Source organism: Stieleria sp. (assembly GCF_041595215.1).
In the GTDB taxonomy this organism is placed as follows: domain Bacteria; phylum Planctomycetota; class Planctomycetia; order Pirellulales; family Pirellulaceae; genus Stieleria; species Stieleria magnilauensis.
On record NZ_JBFHKV010001120.1, the window covers coordinates 1 to 2,699 of the forward strand.

2 protein-coding genes are annotated in these 2,699 nt (G+C 60.1%); both read right to left on the reverse strand.

Annotated elements, in window-relative coordinates:
• Window positions 1-40: 40 nt before the first annotated feature.
• Window positions 41-430: a translation initiation factor gene (locus ABX749_RS28705; protein ID WP_145211868.1), complete on the reverse strand. Its 390-nt coding sequence runs from the start codon at window positions 428-430 to the stop codon at window positions 41-43.
• A 117-nt stretch (window positions 431-547) separates the two neighbouring features.
• On the reverse strand, window positions 548-2,699 hold a 2,152-nt coding region (locus ABX749_RS28710), incomplete at its 5' end, for an SUMF1/EgtB/PvdO family nonheme iron enzyme (protein ID WP_372899056.1).

Genomic DNA, 2,699 nt, shown 5'->3' on the forward strand with positions numbered 1-2,699 from the left:
ACGTGGGGTGACGCTGAAAGCGGTCAGGCACGACGTCGCGTTACCGAGTCGGTTTCACTTTGAATCCGATTCCGGCAAGCGTTTTGCGAACGGTGTCGGCGTGGTCGCCTTGGATTTCGATCAGGTCTTCTTTGGGTTTGACCGTCCCGCCGCTGCCGCAGGCGGCTTGTAATCGAGTCAACACGTCCGCCAGGTCGTTCGCCTTGGCGGTCAAGCCTTCGACGACGGTTGCCTTGCGGCCGCCCTTGCGTTTTTGAACACTGATGCGGGCGGTCTGTTTTTCTGGCGGCAATCGGTCGGCGTCGCGTTGGCGTTTCGCTTCCGCTTGTGCCTTTTCTTCCGGCGTACAAATGCATTCGGATTCTGGTTTGCCGCAATCCTCACACTCGGGAGGAATATCAAACGGGGTGCCTGCAAAGAGCCTTGTCATCGCGATGGAAGAACTGATTTTTGAAGAGTGGGAATGAAAGACGCACTATACCAGCACGGCGTGTGAGTCGCCGCATGACCCGGAGGGATTTCAGCGACAAGCCGTTGGCAGGCTTCGCTACGGTGACGCGATTTGCCGGACGACGCGAAACCCGTGCTCGTGGGACTGGAAATGCGGGAAGTGATGACCGCGAAACGCCGATCGGGAATTGGGGCGGCGTTGCCACCAGCTTCCCCCGCGGAACACGCGGCGTGTGCCGGTGTCCGGCCCGGCCGGGTCGATCCCCAGGTCGGCACAGCATGTGGAGTAGGTGGCTTGATCATAAAAATCAAAGCACCATTCGAAGACGTTGCCGTGCATGTCGTACAACCCTAGCGGATTGGGGCCAAGCTGTGCCACCGGCTGGGGCTGCTCGCCGGCGTTTGCGACGACCCACGAAGACAGTTGAAAGTCTTGTTCGCCGTACGACCATGGCGTGTCCGTTCCCGCGCGACAGACATACTCCCATTCCGCCTCGGTCGGCAATCGGTAGCCGTTTCCCGGCAGCACTTTGACCTCGACACCACGGATGTCGTAGCAAGGGTTCAATCCTTCCAGCTGACTGAGTCGATTGCAAAACTCGATCGCGTCGAACCAACTGACCGACTCCACGGGATAATCGCCAGTGTCCACTCCCTCGACACGTTGCCGTTTTTCTCCGGCGGCCGAGAACGATGCCGGGTTTTCGCCCATCACCGCTTCGTATTGCGATTGTGTGACTTCCATCGCGCCGACGTACATCGGCAGCGACACTCGAACGCGGTGTGCCGGCGTTTCGGTCAGATAACGCTCTCGCATGTTTTTGCGTTTGTCTTGGACCGCCAGTTGCTCCAGTTCATCTGGACCGGTGCCCATCGTGAATTCACCGGCCGGCACCAGGCAAAGCTTCATCCCGATCGAATTGTTCGTCGACTCATCCACACCCAGATGACTGGCCCATTGACGCCGGATGTTGTGTACCTTCGGCTGCGACAGGGGCGCGAGCAACGGCTTGGGCGGAAGGCGATGTTGCGTCACGTAGGCAATTTCGTCGACGTCGAGTGCACGATCCAACACAATCAATTCGTCCATCAAGATCGAAACCTGTTTGCGTTCGACTTGGGCGCCGAGGAGCAGGGACGCATCCTCGGGCCGACGTGAGTTGTCCAAACCGGCGGAATCGACCAGTCGGCCGTCGACGTACAGCCGCAATTCGGTCCCGTCCTTCGCGACGGCGATGTGATGCCAGAACGCGTCAATGTCTGATCTCAATGCTTGAGGGCTTGAATCTTGGACGGATTCACTGAAGCCATCGACGATGATTTTCCCCGGCCGCGGCGAAGTCTTGCCGGTCATGCTGATTGAGAACACGCCGGTCGGAGTTGCGTAGTGCAGGATCGGCACCACATCGAAGACGAACTGCTTCCGTTTGATCCAAAACCCCACCGTCGTCTCGTCATTGAACAAGCTGCCATCCGGATTCACGGCGATCGGCTCGGCGGTCGAAACAATGTCCAACGACGCACGGTCGCCGGGCAGTGGCGCGGCGTCGCGAAGGGTCAATCGTTCGTTCGAAACGTCAATGACATCGTGTCCGTTTCCCGATCGGTCGGCCAACCGGTTTTCGTCGTCGGCATCAATCGGCCAATAGGCGATCAAGTTGGACGAGAGGTTCCACGCCGTCCAGTCCTTCGGCACGGCTTCCTGCGATGTCTCCGGTGCCTGCGTTTGCGGCGGCGATTGCCCGCCTGAAATCACAGCGGCGGGGGGATCGACCCGGTGGAAGGGGTTGCCGACAAGGCCAACCCAGGCGAGTACCACAACAAGCGGGATTGCGAGCAGGAAAGGCCAGCGACGCAAGATCAACGTGGCCTGTCGGTCGCCGTGGTCTGGCAAGTGAGATTGCGACTGGTGAAGACTGACCGTGGCGGGATGCACGTCGCTGGCCGGTCCGATCCGCTCCACCTCGCTGATCGGCCTGGTCGATGACATGCTCGGCTTGGGGCAGGCGACGAGCAAGTCGGCAAGACGATGATCCTGGGCGAAGGGCTGCAATCGATTCGCGACTTCGTTCAGATCTGCCGGCCGCTGTTCCGGCAGCCGGCGGACCATCTGATCGATCAGGGCGACCAGTTCTGACGGCAGGTCATCTCGCATCGTTGAAATCGAGGGCGCGTCCTGCGTGGTCAACGCGACCGCCCGCTCGACGGCTGTCTTGTTAGCGCTCGCTTTGCTCGGCGTCCTGCCACAG

Bases quoted from the DNA above. Each gene is read 5' to 3' on its own strand.
- ABX749_RS28705 (WP_145211868.1), bottom strand. From the start codon at position 430: ATGACAAGGCTCTTTGCAGGCACCCCGTTTGATATTCCTCCCGAGTGT.